The sequence below is a fragment of the Actinomadura sp. NTSP31 genome, assembly GCF_041951385.1.
Lineage (GTDB): Bacteria > Actinomycetota > Actinomycetes > Streptosporangiales > Streptosporangiaceae > Spirillospora > Spirillospora napierensis.
In genome coordinates, this window is sequence record NZ_JBGNUT010000012.1 from 254,738 (window position 1) to 271,284 (window position 16,547).

At 69.5% G+C, this 16,547-nt stretch carries 19 protein-coding genes; 11 read left to right on the forward strand and 8 right to left on the reverse strand.

Going from position 1 to position 16,547, the window contains the following annotated elements; genetic code table 11:
- Nucleotides 1–5: 5 nt before the first annotated feature.
- From ACA514_RS22135 to ACA514_RS22150, 4 genes are all read left to right on the forward strand, one after another.
- Nucleotides 6–1,262 (forward strand): RNA polymerase sigma factor, encoded by a 1,257-nt coding sequence (locus tag ACA514_RS22135; RefSeq protein WP_375043101.1) that lies wholly within the window; start codon nt 6–8, stop codon nt 1,260–1,262.
- A 151-nt stretch (nt 1,263–1,413) separates the two neighbouring features.
- On the forward strand, nt 1,414–2,943 hold the full coding sequence (locus tag ACA514_RS22140; RefSeq protein WP_375043102.1) for an MFS transporter: 1,530 nt from the start codon (nt 1,414–1,416) through the stop codon (nt 2,941–2,943).
- Nucleotides 2,898–3,431 (forward strand): dihydrofolate reductase family protein, encoded by a 534-nt coding sequence (locus ACA514_RS22145; protein ID WP_375043103.1) that lies wholly within the window; start codon nt 2,898–2,900, stop codon nt 3,429–3,431. The genes ACA514_RS22140 and ACA514_RS22145 overlap by 46 nt, the downstream gene beginning before the upstream one ends.
- Nucleotides 3,432–3,859: 428 nt before the next feature.
- The gene (locus ACA514_RS22150) at nt 3,860–4,705 is read left to right on the forward strand and encodes a class I SAM-dependent methyltransferase (protein ID WP_375043104.1); all 846 of its coding nucleotides are present in this window, start codon (nt 3,860–3,862) and stop codon (nt 4,703–4,705) included.
- A gap of 405 nt (nt 4,706–5,110) precedes the next feature.
- Here the strand turns inward: ACA514_RS22150 and ACA514_RS22155 are convergent, their stop codons facing one another.
- Nucleotides 5,111–5,659, reverse strand: a complete 549-nt coding sequence (locus ACA514_RS22155; RefSeq protein WP_375043105.1) for a GNAT family N-acetyltransferase — start codon at nt 5,657–5,659, stop codon at nt 5,111–5,113.
- A 232-nt stretch (nt 5,660–5,891) separates the two neighbouring features.
- Between ACA514_RS22155 and ACA514_RS22160 the strand changes: the two genes are divergently transcribed.
- The gene (locus ACA514_RS22160; RefSeq protein ID WP_375043106.1) at nt 5,892–6,449 is read left to right on the forward strand and encodes a hypothetical protein; all 558 of its coding nucleotides are present in this window, start codon (nt 5,892–5,894) and stop codon (nt 6,447–6,449) included.
- Between the two features lie 16 nt (nt 6,450–6,465).
- On the opposite strand, the gene ACA514_RS22165 is transcribed toward ACA514_RS22160, so the two are convergent.
- Both ACA514_RS22165 and ACA514_RS22170 read right to left on the reverse strand, forming a co-directional pair.
- Nucleotides 6,466–6,729: a DUF397 domain-containing protein gene (locus ACA514_RS22165; RefSeq protein WP_375043107.1), complete on the reverse strand. Its 264-nt coding sequence runs from the start codon at nt 6,727–6,729 to the stop codon at nt 6,466–6,468.
- Complete coding sequence (locus ACA514_RS22170; protein ID WP_375043108.1) at nt 6,726–7,532, reverse strand: helix-turn-helix domain-containing protein; 807 nt, start codon at nt 7,530–7,532, stop codon at nt 6,726–6,728. The genes ACA514_RS22165 and ACA514_RS22170 overlap by 4 nt, the downstream gene beginning before the upstream one ends.
- A gap of 154 nt (nt 7,533–7,686) precedes the next feature.
- Here ACA514_RS22170 and ACA514_RS22175 point away from each other — a divergent pair, with 154 nt between their 5' ends.
- From ACA514_RS22175 to ACA514_RS22190, 4 genes are all read left to right on the forward strand, one after another.
- Nucleotides 7,687–7,902, forward strand: coding sequence for a hypothetical protein (locus tag ACA514_RS22175; protein ID WP_375043109.1), 216 nt, complete (start codon nt 7,687–7,689; stop codon nt 7,900–7,902).
- Nucleotides 7,899–8,180 (forward strand): hypothetical protein, encoded by a 282-nt coding sequence (locus ACA514_RS22180; protein WP_375043110.1) that lies wholly within the window; start codon nt 7,899–7,901, stop codon nt 8,178–8,180. The genes ACA514_RS22175 and ACA514_RS22180 overlap by 4 nt, the downstream gene beginning before the upstream one ends.
- 168 nt (nt 8,181–8,348) lie before the next feature.
- The gene (locus ACA514_RS22185) at nt 8,349–9,167 is read left to right on the forward strand and encodes a hypothetical protein (RefSeq protein ID WP_375043111.1); all 819 of its coding nucleotides are present in this window, start codon (nt 8,349–8,351) and stop codon (nt 9,165–9,167) included.
- A 358-nt stretch (nt 9,168–9,525) separates the two neighbouring features.
- Nucleotides 9,526–9,942: a hypothetical protein gene (locus ACA514_RS22190; protein WP_375043112.1), complete on the forward strand. Its 417-nt coding sequence runs from the start codon at nt 9,526–9,528 to the stop codon at nt 9,940–9,942.
- A 57-nt stretch (nt 9,943–9,999) separates the two neighbouring features.
- Here ACA514_RS22190 and ACA514_RS22195 read toward each other — a convergent pair whose 3' ends face one another.
- Nucleotides 10,000–10,959 carry a hypothetical protein gene (locus ACA514_RS22195; protein ID WP_375043113.1) on the reverse strand — a complete coding sequence of 320 codons (960 nt, stop codon included), beginning with the start codon at nt 10,957–10,959 and terminating at the stop codon, nt 10,000–10,002.
- 39 nt (nt 10,960–10,998) lie between these two features.
- On the reverse strand, nt 10,999–11,361 hold the full coding sequence (locus ACA514_RS22200; RefSeq protein ID WP_375043114.1) for a hypothetical protein: 363 nt from the start codon (nt 11,359–11,361) through the stop codon (nt 10,999–11,001).
- 170 nt (nt 11,362–11,531) lie between these two features.
- On the opposite strand from ACA514_RS22200, the gene ACA514_RS22205 reads away from it, so the two are divergent.
- Nucleotides 11,532–11,975, forward strand: coding sequence for a YbaB/EbfC family nucleoid-associated protein (locus ACA514_RS22205; protein ID WP_375043115.1), 444 nt, complete (start codon nt 11,532–11,534; stop codon nt 11,973–11,975).
- Between the two features lie 19 nt (nt 11,976–11,994).
- Here ACA514_RS22205 and ACA514_RS22210 read toward each other — a convergent pair whose 3' ends face one another.
- Together ACA514_RS22210 and ACA514_RS22215 are read right to left on the reverse strand one after the other, a co-directional pair.
- On the reverse strand, nt 11,995–12,567 hold the full coding sequence (locus ACA514_RS22210) for a TetR/AcrR family transcriptional regulator (protein WP_375043116.1): 573 nt from the start codon (nt 12,565–12,567) through the stop codon (nt 11,995–11,997).
- 19 nt (nt 12,568–12,586) lie between these two features.
- Nucleotides 12,587–14,122, reverse strand: coding sequence for a family 20 glycosylhydrolase (locus ACA514_RS22215; RefSeq protein ID WP_375043117.1), 1,536 nt, complete (start codon nt 14,120–14,122; stop codon nt 12,587–12,589).
- Between the two features lie 101 nt (nt 14,123–14,223).
- Here ACA514_RS22215 and ACA514_RS22220 point away from each other — a divergent pair, with 101 nt between their 5' ends.
- Nucleotides 14,224–15,414 (forward strand): glycoside hydrolase family 1 protein, encoded by a 1,191-nt coding sequence (locus tag ACA514_RS22220; RefSeq protein ID WP_375043118.1) that lies wholly within the window; start codon nt 14,224–14,226, stop codon nt 15,412–15,414.
- Between the two features lie 9 nt (nt 15,415–15,423).
- Here the strand turns inward: ACA514_RS22220 and ACA514_RS22225 are convergent, their stop codons facing one another.
- A complete protein-coding gene (locus ACA514_RS22225; RefSeq protein ID WP_375043119.1) occupies nt 15,424–16,116 on the reverse strand; it encodes a LuxR C-terminal-related transcriptional regulator in 693 nt (230 codons plus the stop codon).
- Between the last annotated feature and the right edge of the window lie 431 nt (nt 16,117–16,547).

Genomic DNA, 16,547 nt, shown 5'->3' on the forward strand with positions numbered 1-16,547 from the left:
GGCCCGTGAACGAGGGGCCCGAGGCGCTGCTGGTAGAGGACCTGTTCCGCAGGGAGTACGCCCACCTGGTCAGCGCGCTGATCCGGGTGCTGGGCCCGTCGAACATCCCGCTCGCCGAGGACGTCGTGCATGACGCGCTGGTCAGCGCCATGCAGGCGTGGCGTTTCGGGCTGCCGCAGGACCCCAAGGCATGGATCATCCGGGCGGCCCACAACCGGGCGGTCGACATCATCCGCAGGGAACAGCGACGCCGCTCCCTGCTGCCCGAACTGGCGACGACCACCGCGCTGACCGACACCATCGAGGCGGCGCTGGCTCCGGCCGCCGAGGGAACCAGCCAGTTGGCGATGATGTTCGCCGTCTGCGACCCCGGCCTGAGCCGCGAGACGCACGTCACCCTGATCCTCCGGTGGCTGTGCGGTCTGTCGCCCAAGGAGATCGGCCAAGCGTTCCTCGTGGACACCCAGACCATCGATCGACGCCTGCATCGCGGTCGCGGACGTCTGCGTGAGCTGGGCCGGTTGCCCGACGTGGACGACCTGCCCGACATCGACGCCCGGCGCGGCTCGGTCCTGCGATCGGTCTATCTGCTGTTCAACGAGGGCTACCACGGCAGCAATCCCCGGGACCCGGTACGTCCCTTCCTGTGCGACGACGCTCTGCGTCTCACCGAGTTGCTGCTGCAGGCGAAGGCGACGGCGCATCCGGACATCCACGCTCTGGCCGCCTTGTTCTGCTTCGGCACCGCTCGACTTTCGACGCGCATGGACGAGCACGGTGTGTTCGTCCCTCTGGAGGACCAGGACCGGAGCCGCTGGGATCGGGCGCGCATCGAGAACGGCCTGGTCCATCTCGCCCACGCGGCCACCGGGGATCGCATGTCCCGCTGGCATCTGGAAGCCGGCATCGCCTGCGAGCACGCGATCGCGCCTTCGGTCCAGGAGACGAACTGGGACAGGATCATCGGCTTCTACCAGGTCCTCGCCGAACAGTCCTGGAGCCCCGTCGTGGCGCTCAACCGTGCGCTGGCCGTGGCCGAACGGGACGGTGTCGACGAGGGCCGCCGCGAGCTGATCGCCCTGGCGGAAGAACCCAAGCTGTCCCGGTATCCCTTCTACTGGGCGGCCCTCGCCGACGTGGAGCGGCGTGCCGGCCACCGGGCCGCAGCCCTGGAGCACTACGAGCACGCGATCGCGCTTGCCCGCAGCACCGCCGAGCGGGTGGCCTTCGAGCGGCGGATCGAGAGCCTGAAAATCTTTTAGAGGCGCGTCCGGTTTCGGCGCCCGCCATTCGTCGTCCTCCTGAGATCACCCGATCAGTCCAGGAGAGACCGATGCCAGAGCCGTCAACACACCGCATGAAGGGCCTCCGCCGGCGACGGCGCGCTGCGGACCCGACCAGGGCGAGGCAGCCGTGACCGCGGCGGACCTCGGCAACGACTTCGGCGGTGGCACGGCCGCACCACCGGGCCACGTGCGCAGGTGGCGGGCGTTCTCGCTGCTGGCCGTGGCGTACTTCATGACGGCGGTCGACATGCTGATCGTCAACGTCGCGTTGCCGACGATCGGCCGCAAGCTGGATTTCGCGCAGGCGGACCTGCAGTGGGTGGTGACCGCGTACGCGCTCACCTTCGGCGGGTTCCTGCTTCTGGGCGGCCGGGCCGCCGACCTGCTCGGGCGCAGGCGGGTGTTCACGGCCGGGCTGGCGCTGTTCACCGCGGCCTCGCTGGCCTGCGCGCTGGCCACCGGCGGCATCTTCCTGATCACCATGCGGGGCGTCCAGGGCCTGGGCGCCGCCCTGGTGCTGCCTGCCGCGCTGTCGATCGTGATGAACATGTTCACCGAGGGCACCGAGCGCAACAAGGCACTCGGACTGTGGGGCGCCATCGGCGCCAGCGGCGCGACCGTCGGCGTGCTGGCCGGCGGCGCCCTCACCCGCTACGCCGGCTGGCCGTACATCTTCTACCTGAACGTGGTCGTCGGCGGGGTCGCGCTGCTCCTGACGCGGCGTGTGGTGCCGGAAAGCAGGCTGCGCGACGCGGGCCGCCGCTACGATCCGTTCGGCGCCGTCACGGTGACCGCCGCTCTCGTGGTTATGGTGTACGCCATCTCGCAGGCGCCGACCGCCGGGTGGACCGCCCCTCGGACCGTGGCCCTGATCGCAGCGTCGGCGGCCTTGCTGGCCGCGTTCGTGGCCATCGAGGCCAGGGCACAGGCGCCGCTGCTGCCGCTGCGGCTGTTCCGGCTGAGCACCCTCGCCGGGTCCAACGCCGTCGGGTTCCTGCTCGGCGCCAGCTTCTACGGGTACATCTTCATCGGCACCCTCTACATGCAGCAAGTACTCGGCTACTCCGCAATGAACACGGGCCTCGCCTGGCTCATCGTCGGCGTGACCGGAGTAGTCCTCGCCGGACCCGCGCAGATGCTCGTCACGCGCACCTCGGTCAAGCTGGTGTTGGCGGCCGGACTGACCGTGACCGGCGCCGGGATCCTGTGGGCGGCCCAGGCGCCCGCCCACGGCGGCTTCTGGACGAGCCTGGCCGGCCCCTTCCTCCTCACCGGCACCGTCACCTGGATCTTCATTCCGGTATCGATCGGAGCTCTGGTCGGGGTCACCGAACGGGACGCGGGCGTCGCCTCCGGCCTCATCGACTCCTCGCAACAACTCGGCGGCGCGATCGGGATCGCCATCGCCTCCACCGTGGCGGCCACACGCACCCACGACCTCTACGCCCAAGGCCACACCACCACGGGCGCGCTCACTGGCGGCTTCCACACCGCCTTGTGGGTCTGCGGTCTCACCGCCCTAGCCGCCGTCCCGATCGCGATCCGCCTCGTCCGGTCCACCGACATCACCCAGGCCACGACCACCCACCACTCAGACCAGGGAGAACTACCGTGCGCAAACTCATCGAGTCGACGCTCGTCACACTGGACGGCGTGATCGAGGCCCCTGAGCGCTGGGCCCTTTTCGACGCCGAGTCCTCGGCGTACTCGCTCGCGCAACTCGACAACTTCGACGCGTTCGTCATGGGTCGGAAGACCTACGAGGCCTTCTATGCCAACTGGGGTCACGTCAGCGGCAACCCCTACATCGACCGCATCAACGCGATGCCCAAGCACGTCGCATCCCGATCGCTGGCCGAGACGACGTGGAACGCCACCCTGCTGGGTCCCGACCCGTCCGGCGCGATCGCGAAGCTGAAAAGCATGCCGGGCAAGGACCTCATCAAGTACGGCACCACTCGTTTCGACGCCACACTCGTCCAGCACCACCTGATCGACGAGTTCCGCTTCTGGTACATGCCCGTCGTCACCGGCGCGGGGCAACGGCTTTTCGAACACGTGGACACCGCAGGACTGGATCTCAGGCTCACCGGCGAGAAACGACTGCAGAACGGGTCGGTCATCCTCACCTATGTGCCGCGCTGATCTCACGCGGCAGCCCGGCTCCCTCCCCGACGACGTATCACCCATTGAATTCGCGAGACCGAGGTAGCCATCCCAAGTAGGCCGCAGGCACGGTTCTCCAGAAGACCATGGGCTTCAAAGCCCGTCCTCTTGGAGGCCGTGCCTGTCTCCTCACCCCAAGGCCTCCACATAGTCGCGTTATGTCCGTTCTATTCATGCCGGGTCGAGTCGGAGGATCTTGGGGTCCTGGTGGCGTCTTGGGCGTGGGGGCGTGCAGGCGGCTGTGATGCCGGCGTGCCTGGCCGTTTGGAGGATCCCGATGGCGAGCAGATCGTGACTGGCGGGCGATCTGGCCATGGCCGTCAGGGCGCTTCAGGCGCATCCTGTGAAGTGCGCGGAGTGGGCGGGCGTGGCCGGCATGCCGGGTTCTGGCCGGCGAGGAGGAATGCATGGAAAGCGCGCCGAGCAGGACGGCGATGTTCGCGGCCGTGTCGCGTGGATTGTTTCGCCTGGAGACGGCGTCGCCGTGGGTGCTGGACGATGTGCTGGCCCTGGTGCTTGTCGGCCCGGTATGGCAGCAGCTGCGAGACCGGTTCGATCCGCTGTTCCCCGACCCGGTCCGCCGCCAGTCCCGTGCGGCTGTCTGCACCCGCAGCCGGTACGCCGAGGACCGGCTGGCTGCCGGCGCCTTCAGGCAGTACGTGATTCTCGGCGCGGGGGTTGACTCGTTCGCGTGGCGGCGGCCGGATCTGCTCGGCTCGCTGACGGTGTTCGAGGTTGATCACCCTGCCTCCCAGGCCTGGAAGCTCGAGCGGGTCAGGGAGCTCGGCCTGCCGCTCAGCGACTCGCAGGTATTCGTGCCGGTTGATTTCGAGGACGGATCTTTTCAGGATGTTCTGGGCCCGGCCGGGTTCGACTGGGCGCGGCCGGCGATGTTCTGCTGGACGGGCGTCGCCCCCTATCTGACGGCACAGGCGATCGAGTCGACGTTGCGCACGATCGCGACGGCTGCGCCCGGGTCTGAGGTGGTGTTCTCCTACCGGGCCGAGGACTGTGCGCTCGACGACGCGGGGACGGAATTCGCCCGTATCTACACGCCGATCGCGGCTTCTGCCGGCGAGCCTCTTCAGCCTGGCTGGCCGGTATCCGAGATCGAGAGGCTGATCAGCCGGTGCGGGCTCAAGGTCGTGGACCACCCCACACGTGCAGACCTCCAGCAGCGGTACTTCGCCGACCGTCCCGATGGCCTGCGGCCCTATACCTTCGAGACCCTGGTGGCCGCGCGGGTCACCTGAGCGAGCGCAGGCCACGTCGGCAACTTCACCGTCTGCGAGGGCCAGGCGGTGACGATTCGCCACCTCCCGCCGTCCAGCGGCCGGATCTGACACCACAGCGCTGATCGAGGACGGCCGGCAGGTGCATCGCTGGCCTTCGGCGCCGACGTGACGGGTGCCCCGCACCGCCCGTGTCCTGCTGCCTGCCCGGCGGCGGGCAGCCGCGCATCCAGCCAGGACCCGACGGCGGCATCCAGCCGGTCCGCGTCCACGGCTTCCAGCACGCGGCGGATGGGCAGCCTCACCCGGCGGCACGAACCGCCGGGTCAGCGAATCCCGGCGGGCGCCCGCCGCGATCCTGCTCCTCAGCCCACGCCGCACAATCCGAAACCGGCGCGGCGGGTGCCTCGGCGCCGCCGTTCGCCTTTACGCGTGCTGATCACCGGTCGCTGGGTGGCTAGCGGGCGGCGGATCATTTCGCAGTCTGCTGTACATCCAGCCGTCACGCCACCGACCGGCGCGGAACTCCACCGCGCGCAGGACGCCCTCCAGGGTGAATCCGGCCTTTTCCAGCGATTTCTGTTCTGCGATGTTCTCAGGATGGGTGGCCGCCTGGATGCGTTCGGCCGGGGTATGGGTGAACAGGTAATCGCAGAGCATCGCCTGAGCGCGCCAGCCGATGCCACGTCCGCGCCAGTCGGGTAGCAGGGCGATCCCTATCTCCCAGTACCGGGAGACCCCGAATCCCCGCGCCAACCAGCTCACAAAGCCTGCGGCCGTGCCGTCGGCCTCAACAATGAGCCTGCCGTCATCCTCGCCCAGGTAGCCATCGGAGGCATAGCGCCGTGCCGGGGCCTGCGCGTCACGGAACCCCGTCCAGTCCAGGCCGATCAACCTTGGTTCCGTGGCGAAACGCCGGAACATCGCGAGATCGTCCTCGGTGACCGGCCGCAGGCCTATCTCCAGGGCGTTCACCGCGCCACCTCCGATGCGATGCATTCGTCCCCTACGGTCATGTCGCTGGCCCGGACCTTACCTCGCAAGGGCGGCGATCGTTCACGCCCCGGTGGGGGACGCCCTGGTGCGGGCACCAGCGGCCCGTGTCCGCTTCAGGCCACGCAGGAGCCGATCAACTCGACTGCCCTTGTAATGCTTCGACACTATTCTGGTCGATTCATTGTGCCAGGCGATCTGACGAGGATGGACGATGCCGCAGCCAGTTGCCCGCTTCATCGCGGTCCTCGTGCTGGTCTGCGCCGCCGCGTCCGGATGCACCCACCCCGACAGGGGGCAGCATTTGCAAATCGCCGACGACAAGCGCATGTCGGACGGACTCGACGCGTTCTTCTACGAGATCATCCACGTCCTGGACGCAGGCAAGGACGCCTCTGCCCCCAACGGAGGATCCGCACCCTGCGACCAATTCGATGTCACGAACTTTCAGGACGGAGAATTCAGCCCGTACAACATCGCGTCCTTCTCCAGTATCGATGGTGTACCAACGGAGAAGGCGATACCAGCGATCATGCGACTGAAGGCTCACGCAGAGCAGAACGGATGGAAGATCTCTTCCTTCCGGCCCGCAACGGGCACCAGGACGAGCACAGAAATCGCAGGTCACGCATCGGGCTACCGCTACGGTTACGGCTACGGTTTCAGGGTCGAGGCCATGCACGACATGAACCGCATCGTCCTCAGCGTGGGATCGGACTGCGTCAGGGACCCCAGAGACCACCGCCGCACGGTCCCGGACTCGCCCTACTGAATCAGCCGGCGTCCACCTACCGGTCGTACCGCCCCGCACGGATCTCGCTCACCAGCGCCCCGAACGCCCCCCGCCCGAACGCCAACAGAGGCCCGTCCGGGTCCTTCGAGTCACGCAGAGCCACACCCGAGGTCAGCTCCCCCACCTCGACGCAGTTGCCGCCGGACTGGTCGCTGTAGGAACTCTTGCGCCATGAAGCCACCTCAACGCAGGCCCCTCCCGAGGAGTCACTCCGGCTGCTCTTACGCCAGCGGACGGACGACAGGTCAAGTGTGCTCACGGGCTCTCCATGATCGTGCGGATCAGGTTCTCCGAGTCCGCTGCCGACAACGCAGCAGACCGGATCACGTTGAAGAGTACGGTAAGCCCGAGTACATCGTGGGGGTCGGCGAGGATCTGCCCGTGACCGCCCGCTCCATCCACGTAGGCGACGGTTGCGGAACTCTCGAAGCTGAGCAACTGGAATCCTCCGGGTTGAAATTCAGGCTCCCCAACCGGAATTACCTGGATCGACACCTTCGGGTACCTGAGAACATCCAGGAATCGCTTGCACTGCTCCACACGAAATTCGGGCCGTATACCCCGGATGACCGCCTCACGTATCACCAGGAACAGCCACGGAGGGCTGTCCTTCTCAAAGACAGACTGCCGCTCCATTCGTATGGCCAACAAGTCCTCGGCTTTGTCTGCACGTTCTCCAGCACTAAGGACAAAGCGCGCATATTCCTCTGTCTGCAGTAGGCCCGTGACCAGCAGTGGCTCATAGATGCAGATGAGTGCAGCCTCTTTCTCTGCGTCGACGAGCGGCCGAACAGCGTTCGGGATCAGCCCTCGTTTCTGAGCCTCTAGATGCTTCTCCCATATGCGACGGAAGGTCCCACCGGCCTCGTAGTAGGTGTCGAGGTCGTCGGCGAGACCCTCAGACGGGGGCTTCTCGAAGGTCTCGACCTTGGCGAGCCACTGCGGGGTGCAACCGAGAGCCGTAGCGAGCTTGTTGCGGGACGTGCTGCCGCGCCTGGCCCGCAGTTCGCCGACGAACATCTCCTGGTAGGCGGACGGGTTGCTGTCACGCGTGGGTGCCATCGGGTGTCTCCCGGGTGTCGACCGGTTGTGCCGGGGGTGTCATGCCGTCTGGTCGGGGTGCCGACCGGGGGGTAGTCGGTTCGTAGCCGAGAGTAACTTCAGGCTGCCACGCTCGTCCGACGAAATCCGGACCGAGCACAGGAAGCCCCCGTCCATGAACGAGCAGGAACGCGCACGCCTTCAGGAGCAGTACCCCGCCTGGCACATCCGCCGGCCCGAGGGAATGGGGTGCCTCGTGGCGACCCGTCTCGGCCGCCCGCTCACCGAGAGGGAGATCTACCACGGCCTTTGCGCCACCCTCGTCGAGGACACCTACGACTTGCTCAGCGAGGCCCTGGCCGGACAGCGCAAGATCGAGGAGACCCTGTGATCTACGCGCTCGCCATCACCGGCGTCGCGCTCGTCGCGATCTTCGCCGCCTGGATGTCCGTCCTCTTCGTCAGCATGGCCTTCGCCGACAACGGCTACGTCGGGAGGCATCGCGGCCTGCCCGACTCTCCGCCGAAACGGGCGCGGCGGGACCGCCGCACGCCCTATCCCCCGCGCTCCTACCATCGGACGCTCGGCGGGCGACACCCCACGACACCCGACCGCCGTCCTCGTCCCCGGGAGATCGACCGGTCCCGGCAAGCCCGCATGACCGCATAACGCACTCGGCGGATGTCGCCTTACCATGGTTTTCCGAGCAATACCAGAAGCAGAACAGACACCGCTCAATTATGCCCGCCGAGGCCACTGTCGGCCGTTGCGGCCGAAGAATTGAGCGTGTTCTACTGAACGCACTCACTTCCGGACAATGGGCAACGGGGGTCCACCATGTCTTTGAAGCAGAATTCGGATCCGGTCGATCACGGCGCGATGCTGCAGGACTCAGGGCTGCTCCCGGCAAGCGGCTACGGGCCTGATGTCGGATCTACCAGCATTCCCGTCAACGCGCTGGCCCCGGCCTACGAGATCGGTTACAGCCCGGCCGATGACCGGGTCAAGGCCGAGGTCGTGATCAGACAACGGGCGTCCGAGGGCACGAACACTTCGATCCATCTGCGGGCCGGCATCTTCGAGACCAATGCCACTCTGGTGGTGAGCGATCTGGAAGCGGACCGCCGGAGGAAGGCCGAGGCCAGGCTCGGCAGCTATCTGACGGAATTCAGGCACGACTCGAAGAACCGGGTCTATTTCGTCATGCCCGCCGACCTGGCCGAGCGCAACCGGCGTGCCGAGGTGGAGCACTGCGACGATCTCATCTACGCCTACCAGCAGACGCTCGGGGCCCTCGACGCCGCGCTGGCGTCGGTCAGGCCGGTCACCGCCGCGACGAAGGGCCAGGCCGGCGAGCAGATCGCCGCTGCGATACAGGCCGCGCTTCCTCCCCAGCGGGCTCGTCTCGGGCCCGATCCGGCGGCCTGGCGTCAGGAGTACGAGCGCCTGAGCGGCCTCACTCGCGAGCGCGACCAGGCGAGCTGGCACGACTTCGGCCTCGAACTCGTCGATTCCGGGGCCGTTCCCGGCCGCGCCAACCCGACCTACCTGACCGGTGCGAGCCGCGACCCCGCCGGCTTCAAGGTCTGCTACCTGCGCTTCACCACGGGAACCACCGAGATCGGTACCCATTCCACCGCGCAGGTGATCGTCTGACCACCGGCCCCGGAGCAGGTCCGCCACCGATCTGATGGTGGCGGACAGGTTCTGGTCGACGCTCACTCGGCGCCCTCTCACCCTGCTCGTTTCGCGTCGTGATTCCGCGCCGGGGGTGAGCCGGGGGACTTTGCTCGGAGGCTGACAGGGGCGGGGCGGCGGAGTCGTTCACGCCGATTCCAAGCCCGTGCCGCTCGATGGTGCGTCCGACGCCACCCGTCAAGATCATTCTTTACGGGTCTCCCCGAACCGGCGGAACTCCGTCACATCGCGCCGGTGGTGTGGACGAAGTCACGGCACGCCGCAGGACGGCGCCGGACTGCGGTGTGAGCACACGGCTGCGAGCTGAAGGGTCAGCGTGTCCGAGAGCGTTTCCGCCGAACTGCCGGCCGACCTGGAGGAGATGATCGACAGGCACATGGAGCGGCTACGGGCGGCCAACCGGTGGTCGGCGGCGGCGGCCGCGCGGGTCACGGGCGACGGGATCCTCGCCGCCATCCTGTCGCCGGGGGTGGTGCCGGGGGCCGGGGCGCGGCTCCCGGATGAGGCGCCGAGGCCGTCGGGCGCGGCGCCGGAGTGGGACGCCGACGTCGCCCGCGAGGCGATCAGGCGTTCCAACGAGTTGCACGCCGAACTGCGCCGGGAGGCGGTGGAAGTGCTCGCGCGGATGGACGCGCTCCTGCTGACGGACCTGTCCGCCGAGCACCGGGCGGCGGTCTTCGACGCGCGCCACTGGTGGACCGGTCATGTGGACGAGCTCGCGAAGCTGGACTAGCGCGTCGAGCCGTCGCCATGCGGTCCACCATGGCGACGGCTCGCGGCGAACCGGTGTTCAGCCGCCGTACGGGGTCGGCGAGGTGCGGCGGGGCTCCTTGTACGTCGACGGCGGCGACCATTCGATCTTCGCGTCCTTGAATTCGACGGCCGAGGCTCCGGACGGCTTGAGGTTCCGCAGCTGGAGCACCGCTCCCCCGGCGAGCAGCGTGGACATGATGTTCTTGGCCGCGTTCAGGAACTGCGTCAGGCCGTACACCAGGTTGCCGACGGCGGCGATGACGCTGAACGCCAGCGTGGTCGCCGCGATCCGCGCGCCGATGCTCGTCGGCGGGTACGGCACCCGCTGCAGCGCCCACAGTGTCAGGAAGGCGGGCAGGATGGCGACGGCCATGTCACCGAGCGCCGTCCAGTACGACGTGTACGCCTTGGCGACGCTCTCCACCGCCCCGCCGCACGCTTCGGCGTACTTGCGGCAGGTCTCCAGCTGGCGGACGAAGTCGTCCACCGCCCGGGCGAACGCCTCCTGGTCATCGGCGATCCAGTCCTTGCCGGAGTCGGCCTGGAGGCCGCGCATCATCTGGTTGGCCGGCTTGTCGAGGTCGCCGGAGATCCTCGCGCGCCAGTTCGACGACGCCTGGTACATGCCGGGGACGTTCGCGACGCCCACCGCCGCCGCGACGATCGCGATGACGATGAGCGGTTCCTTGCGGGCCACCTGCCGCCAGCTCTTGAGCGCGTCCTCGACCAGCGCGGTCGCGCCGCCCGGCGGGGGCTTGGCCGCCGTCGCCGCCGCGGGCGGGACCGCCGGGCGCGGCGGGAGAGCGGGCCTGGGCGGGACGGGCCTCGGCGGGGCGGCCGGACGGAACGGAGCGGCCGGACGCGGCGGAACTGACGGACGAGGCGGGGCCGCCGGACGGGGCGGGGCCGCCGGGCTCGGCGTGTTCTGCGGCGCCGGCGCCCCCGGGGGACGGCCCCAGGCGATGCGCGGGTCCGGCGGCTGGTTCGGAGTGGTCATCTCATTCTTCCTTCATCCGGCGGGACGCGGCGGCCCGGCTCACTGGTAAACGGCGGGGCCGGTGATCCGCACATCCCGCCCGCCCGGCCCCTCGACGACCTTCGGGGTGCTGTAGTCCTCGGCCGCGCGCCACACGCGCTCGATTCCCTCGAGGGCCTCGCCCCATTCGTCCATCAGTTCCATGGCGTCATTCATGAAACGACGCATGTCGTTCTGCACCGCCGCGTAGGCGTCCGCCAGGAACGCCAGCCCGACCACGCCGAACGCGACGCCGCCGACGTCGGTGTCGTCCACCTCGTCGCGGATGCCGCGGAACAGGGGCTTGGCCTCGGTCAGCACCTGCCGCCGAGTCCGCTCGATGCCCTGGGAAGTGACGTACTTTTCCTGCCCACCAGGTGCCATGCCCCTTTGCTACCGCACCGCGACGGCGGCCGACAAGAAATTCCACGACCCCGATGATCTTTCTTTCCGGCGTCAGTGGATCAACATGAACAATTGGCTGGTCATTCTCCGGAACGACATCTTCGATTGGTCGGATCACCGTACCGACGGCATCCGGCGAAAGGAATCTGATGTTCGACTTCGACCCCGCGCGTTTCCGCCCCGAGGACGTGGAGCGGCTGGCCGCGCAGGCCGACGAGGCGCTCGGCCGGCTCTCCGCGTCGACGGAGGAGATGGCGTCCCTCACGGCGACCGGCGAGGCCGCGGACGGGCTGGTGAAGGCCGCGGTCGACTCGTCCGGCCGGATCAGGCGGATCGCGCTCAACCCGCGGGCGATGCGGATGGACAGCGAGTCCCTCTCCGAAGCGCTGATCGAGGCGATCGGCGCCGCGCAGGACGACGCGCGGGACCGCATGCAGGAGATGGTGGCCGAACTGATGGCCGCGACCGGGCTGCCCGCGAAGGTGGACACCGAGGCGGTGCTGGAGAAGGTCGACGCGATCGGCGACGCGGCGCGGCGCCGGTTCGACGAGCATCACGACGACCTTAACGAGGTCCGCCGCACTTTCCCCTGACCTCCGGGCCCGCGCGGGGTCAGGTGGCCGGGCGGAGGAGGTTCAGGACGTCGGCTAGGGGCTGCTGCATGTCGACGGTGCGGTCCGCGAGCCATTGCAGCTGGATGCCGTCCGCGACGGCGAGGAGCAGGACGGCGAGGCGTTCGGCGGGGATGTCGGTGCGCATCGCGCCCTCGTCCATGGCCTTCTGGATGTGCTCGACGGCGGCCTTGCGCAGGATCTCGTAGCGGCGGGGGAAGAAGTCGTGGGCCGGGTGGTCGGGGTCGCCCGCCGAGGCGGCCATGGAGACGAACAGCTCGACGAGGCCGGGGGTGCGCATGCCCTGGCCCATGACGTCGAGGGTGTCCTCGACCAGGTCGAACTCGGGGTGGCGGGCGCGCTCGGTCTCGTCGCGGACGCGCAGGACCTGGGTGAGCAGGTCCTCCTTCGACTCGAAGTAGTGCATGATCCCGGGCAGGCTCAGGTCGCAGCGGGCGGCGACCTTGCGCAGCGAGGTGCCCCGGTAGCCCTCGTCGGCGAAGATCTCCAGCGCGGCCCGGAGGATCTCGGCCCGTTTCGCCTCGCCCTTGCGGTAGGGGCCGCGTTTCGCCATGGTCCTCACCCTACCGAGGTCAGCGCCAGTCGATCTCGGTCGAGCGCAGGGCCGTCAGGCCGCGCTCCCGCCACAGGACGGACTGGACGGCGAGGCGGTCCCGGTAGTCCTCCCAGGACGGCGGCGACGGCGACCAGGCGGCCTCGGCGACGCCGGGCAGGCGCGGAAGGAGCAGGGCCGTGTGGTCGTCGAAGCCCTGGAACCGCTCGGCGAACAGGGTGGCCTCGACGCCCGCGATCCGGTCGGGGGCGAGGCCGTAGGCGGACGGGTCCCAGGACGCGGCGTACCGGACGTCGCGGGGCCGGTACGCGAAGCCGAGGCGCGCGGCGAACTCGGCCTGGTCGGCCGGGACGACCGACGGATCGTAGGGCCGGTCGAGGTAGAGGTGCGACTGCGGGGACAGCAGGACGCGCCCGCCGCCGCGGACGATGCGGTCGAGGTCGCCGTCGGTCGGCGCGAAGAACCTGGTCAGGGCCTTGGTGCGGGCGAGGGTGTGACCGGCGGCGAGGAGGTCGGGGCGCGCGTCCAGCTCCTCCTCGGTCTGCGGGAGGTCCATCATCGGGACGTCCACCCAGAACTGGGCGAGGTCGCCGGGCCCGATGCCGGCGCGGGACGACTCCTGCCAGCCGATGGGCCGCTTGCCGGCGACGCGCAGCGCCTCGCGGGCGAGGCGGACGGCCTCGGTGAACGACGCCTCGTCCGCGCCGAGCGCCTCGTCCCCGCCGAAGTGGACGAACGGGCCGGAGGTGAGCCGGGCCGTCTCCGCCAGCACGTCCACGATGAACGCGCGGGTGTGCGGGTCGTGCGGGTCGAGGGGCGCCGGGAAGGGCGCGTCGGCCGGGTACCAGGACGGCCGGGGCAGCGTGCCGAGGCCGGGGTGGGCGCGCAGGGCGGCGGCGCTGTGGCCGGGCAGGTCGATCTCGGGGACGACGGTGACGTGCCGCGCGGCGGCGTACTCCTGGAGCGCGGCGTACTCGGCGGCGCTGTAGTGCGGGGTCCCGGCGGTGAGGGCGGGGCGGGTCGCGATGTGCAGCCGCCAGCCCTCGTTGTCGGTCAGGTGCAGGTGCAGGACGTTGAGCTTGTAGAGCGCGGCGAGGTCGATGAGGCGGCGCAGGTCGTCCGGTGCGATGAAGTGGCGGGCCGGGTCGACCATGAGGCCGCGCCAGGCGTGGCGGGGCCCGTCGTCGATGACGCGGCACGGCGTTTCCGGTGTTTCCGCGAGGATCTGCAGCACGCCGGCGGCCGCGCGCGCGATGCCCTGCGGGGTGCGGGCCGTGCAGGTGATGCGGTCGGGTTCGACGGTGAGGCGGTAGCACTCGTCGGTGTCGCCGGACGGCTGGACGCCGATGGCGGCGGGCTTCAGCGGGACGTCGCCCAAGGCGAGGACGATCTCTCCGGCGCCGGCGCCGGCGCCGGCGCCGGCCCCGCCGCGCAGGTGCGGGGCCAGGACCTGCGCCGTCGCGTCCAGGGACGGGTCGTCCGCACGGACCTGCCAGGGGCGGTCCGTCCGGCACACGCCTTCCGCCGCCACCTGGCGGACGGGCGCTGGGATCAACGCTGCCTCCTCGGCCGGGTTCTTCGGACGCGTCGGACGCTACCATGAATGCCGATCGATGTATGGTTTTCGCGCCACGCCCCCCGAACGAAAGGCCGAGCATGCCGGCAGACGCATTCGCCCTCCCCCGCGGCTTCCTGATGGGCGCCTCGACGGCGGCCCACCAGATCGAGGGCGGCAACACCGCGAGCGACTGGTGGGCGTTCGAGCACGCGTCCGGCACCCGGGTCCGCGAGCCCAGCGGCGACGCCGCCGACAGCTACCACCGCTGGCGCGAGGACATGGACCTGCTCGCCGGACTCGGGTTCAACGCCTACCGGTTCAGCGTCGAGTGGGCCCGGATCGAACCGGCCCGCGGCGAGATCTCCCACGCCGCGCTCGCGCACTACCGGCGCATGATCGAAGGGGCCCGGGAGCGCGGCCTCGAACCCGTCGTCACGCTGCACCACTTCACGTCCCCGCACTGGTTCGCCAAGTCGGGCGGCTGGACGGCGCCCGACGCGACCGACCTGTTCGTCCGGTACATGGAGGCGGTCGCGCCGATCCTGGACGGCCACGTCCGGCACGCCGTGACCATCAACGAGCCGAACATGCTCGCGCTCATGCACGCGGTCCGCCGCGACTTCGACGCCGACTACGCCCGGCTGGAACCCGACGAGGCCGTGGGCGACGGCCTGATCGCGGCACACCACGCGGCCCGCGACGTCCTGCACCGCCTGCTCCCCGGCACCGCGATCGGCTGGACGATCGCGAACCAGGTGTACCAGCCGGCGGAACCGGGCGCGGAGGACGCCTGCCGCGCCCACGCCTGGCCCCGCGAGGACCGCTACATCGAGGCGGCGCGCGGCGACGACTGGATCGGCGTCCAGTCCTACAGCCGCACGCGGGTCGGCAAGGACGGCCCGCTGCCCGTCCCCGACGACGCCGAGAAGACGATCCCCGGCTGGGAGTACTACCCGGAGTCGCTCGGCGAGGCCGTCCGGCACACCGCCGGGATCGTCGGGCCGTCCGTGCCGATCATCGTCACCGAGAACGGCATCGCCACCGCCGACGACGCGCGCCGCGTCGACTACACCACCGGCGCGCTGCGCGGCCTCGCCGCCGCCCTGCGCGACGGCGTCGACGTGCGCGGCTACCTGCACTGGAGCGCCCTGGACAACTACGAGTGGGGGTCCTACGAGCCGACGTTCGGGCTGATCGCGGTCGACCGCCGCACCTTCGCCCGGACGCCGAAGCCGTCCGCCCGCTGGCTCGGCGCCCTGGCCCGCTCCGGCGAGATCCCCGCCGGCTGACCGCGCCCGTCAGACGAGCTGCTCCAGTTCCCGGTCGTCCGCCTCGGGCACCGAGATGGTCACCAGGCCCTCCCTCCAGGCGAAGATCGCCAGCTGCGTGCGGTCGCGCAGGTCGAGCGCCCGGAGCAGGGCCGACACATGGGTCTTGATCGTGGGGAGGCTGAGCTGCAGCCGGTCGGCGATCTCGGTGTTGGCCAGGCCCTGGCCGATGTGCGCCAGGATCTCGGTCTGCCGGCGGGTCAGCGTCTCCGCCCACGCGGACTCGCGGAACGCCCGGACGCCGGCGGCGTTCCCGCGGAGCCGCTGGACCATCCAGTGGGCGACCATGGGCGGCAGGACCCCGCCCCCGTCCGAGACGGCGCGCAGCGCTTCGAGCAGTTGCGCCTTCGAGCTCCGCTTGAGCATGATGCCGCCGGCGCCGGCGTGCAGCGCCTCCATCGCGAAGGCGACGTCCTCGGACGCCGTCATGGCGAGCACCGCGCAGCGCGCCTTCGCCCGCGCGCGCCTGATCATCGACAGGACGTCGCAGCCCGCCATGTCGAGGTCGATCACGAGGAGGTCCGCGCGCATCCGCATGAAGCAGCCGGCGGGGCCGTTCCCGGCCATCTCTCCGACGATCTCGACGCCGTCGACCGACGACAGCAGCGCGACCACGCCCGACTGGAACACGTCCCCCTCCCCCCAGAAGATCACCCTGGTCACGGGCGGCCGTTCCGCGCTCTCGTCCCCCGGTGCGAGATCGCTCCGTGCTGAATGCCGGTCTGCGGAAAAGGCGTTTTCAACGTCCAATTGGAACGTTCGCTCAATCCCCAGAGAGTGTGCCATGGGAGCCCCCGTATAACGGCAGTACTTTCCAGAAAACCATGGAACTCGTTCATGCTAGGTCTTACAGACATGGATGTCTATTAGACTCTGCGCGTGACAGACGTCACAGCGGCGGTGAATTGGCCGCACAAAGCAGTGATCACCTGCGGGGTCCCGTCGATGGCCTACTCCGGACAGAACAGACCCGAACCGGCATGGAAAGCGAACGGGACGACTTCCGGGCCGGACGCGACAATCATTCCAGCCGCTTTGCGATATCGGGAAAGCGATTCCGTGGAACAACGGCGCCGGCCGGCCGGGTCCGGTGC

Excerpts from the sequence above, each read along its gene's own strand:
- ACA514_RS22205 (WP_375043115.1), top strand. The coding sequence starts at position 11,532 with ATGTTCGACTTCGACCCCGCGCGTTTCCGCCCCGAGGACGTGGAGCGG.
- ACA514_RS22195 (WP_375043113.1), bottom strand. The coding sequence starts at position 10,959 with ATGACCACTCCGAACCAGCCGCCGGACCCGCGCATCGCCTGGGGCCGT.
- ACA514_RS22170 (WP_375043108.1), bottom strand. The coding sequence starts at position 7,532 with ATGGCACCCACGCGTGACAGCAACCCGTCCGCCTACCAGGAGATGTTC.
- ACA514_RS22200 (WP_375043114.1), bottom strand. The coding sequence starts at position 11,361 with ATGGCACCTGGTGGGCAGGAAAAGTACGTCACTTCCCAGGGCATCGAG.
- ACA514_RS22210 (WP_375043116.1), bottom strand. The coding sequence starts at position 12,567 with ATGGCGAAACGCGGCCCCTACCGCAAGGGCGAGGCGAAACGGGCCGAG.
- ACA514_RS22150 (WP_375043104.1), top strand. The coding sequence starts at position 3,860 with ATGGAAAGCGCGCCGAGCAGGACGGCGATGTTCGCGGCCGTGTCGCGT.
- ACA514_RS22185 (WP_375043111.1), top strand. The coding sequence starts at position 8,349 with ATGTCTTTGAAGCAGAATTCGGATCCGGTCGATCACGGCGCGATGCTG.
- ACA514_RS22175 (WP_375043109.1), top strand. The coding sequence starts at position 7,687 with ATGAACGAGCAGGAACGCGCACGCCTTCAGGAGCAGTACCCCGCCTGG.
- ACA514_RS22220 (WP_375043118.1), top strand. The coding sequence starts at position 14,224 with ATGCCGGCAGACGCATTCGCCCTCCCCCGCGGCTTCCTGATGGGCGCC.
- ACA514_RS22160 (WP_375043106.1), top strand. The coding sequence starts at position 5,892 with ATGCCGCAGCCAGTTGCCCGCTTCATCGCGGTCCTCGTGCTGGTCTGC.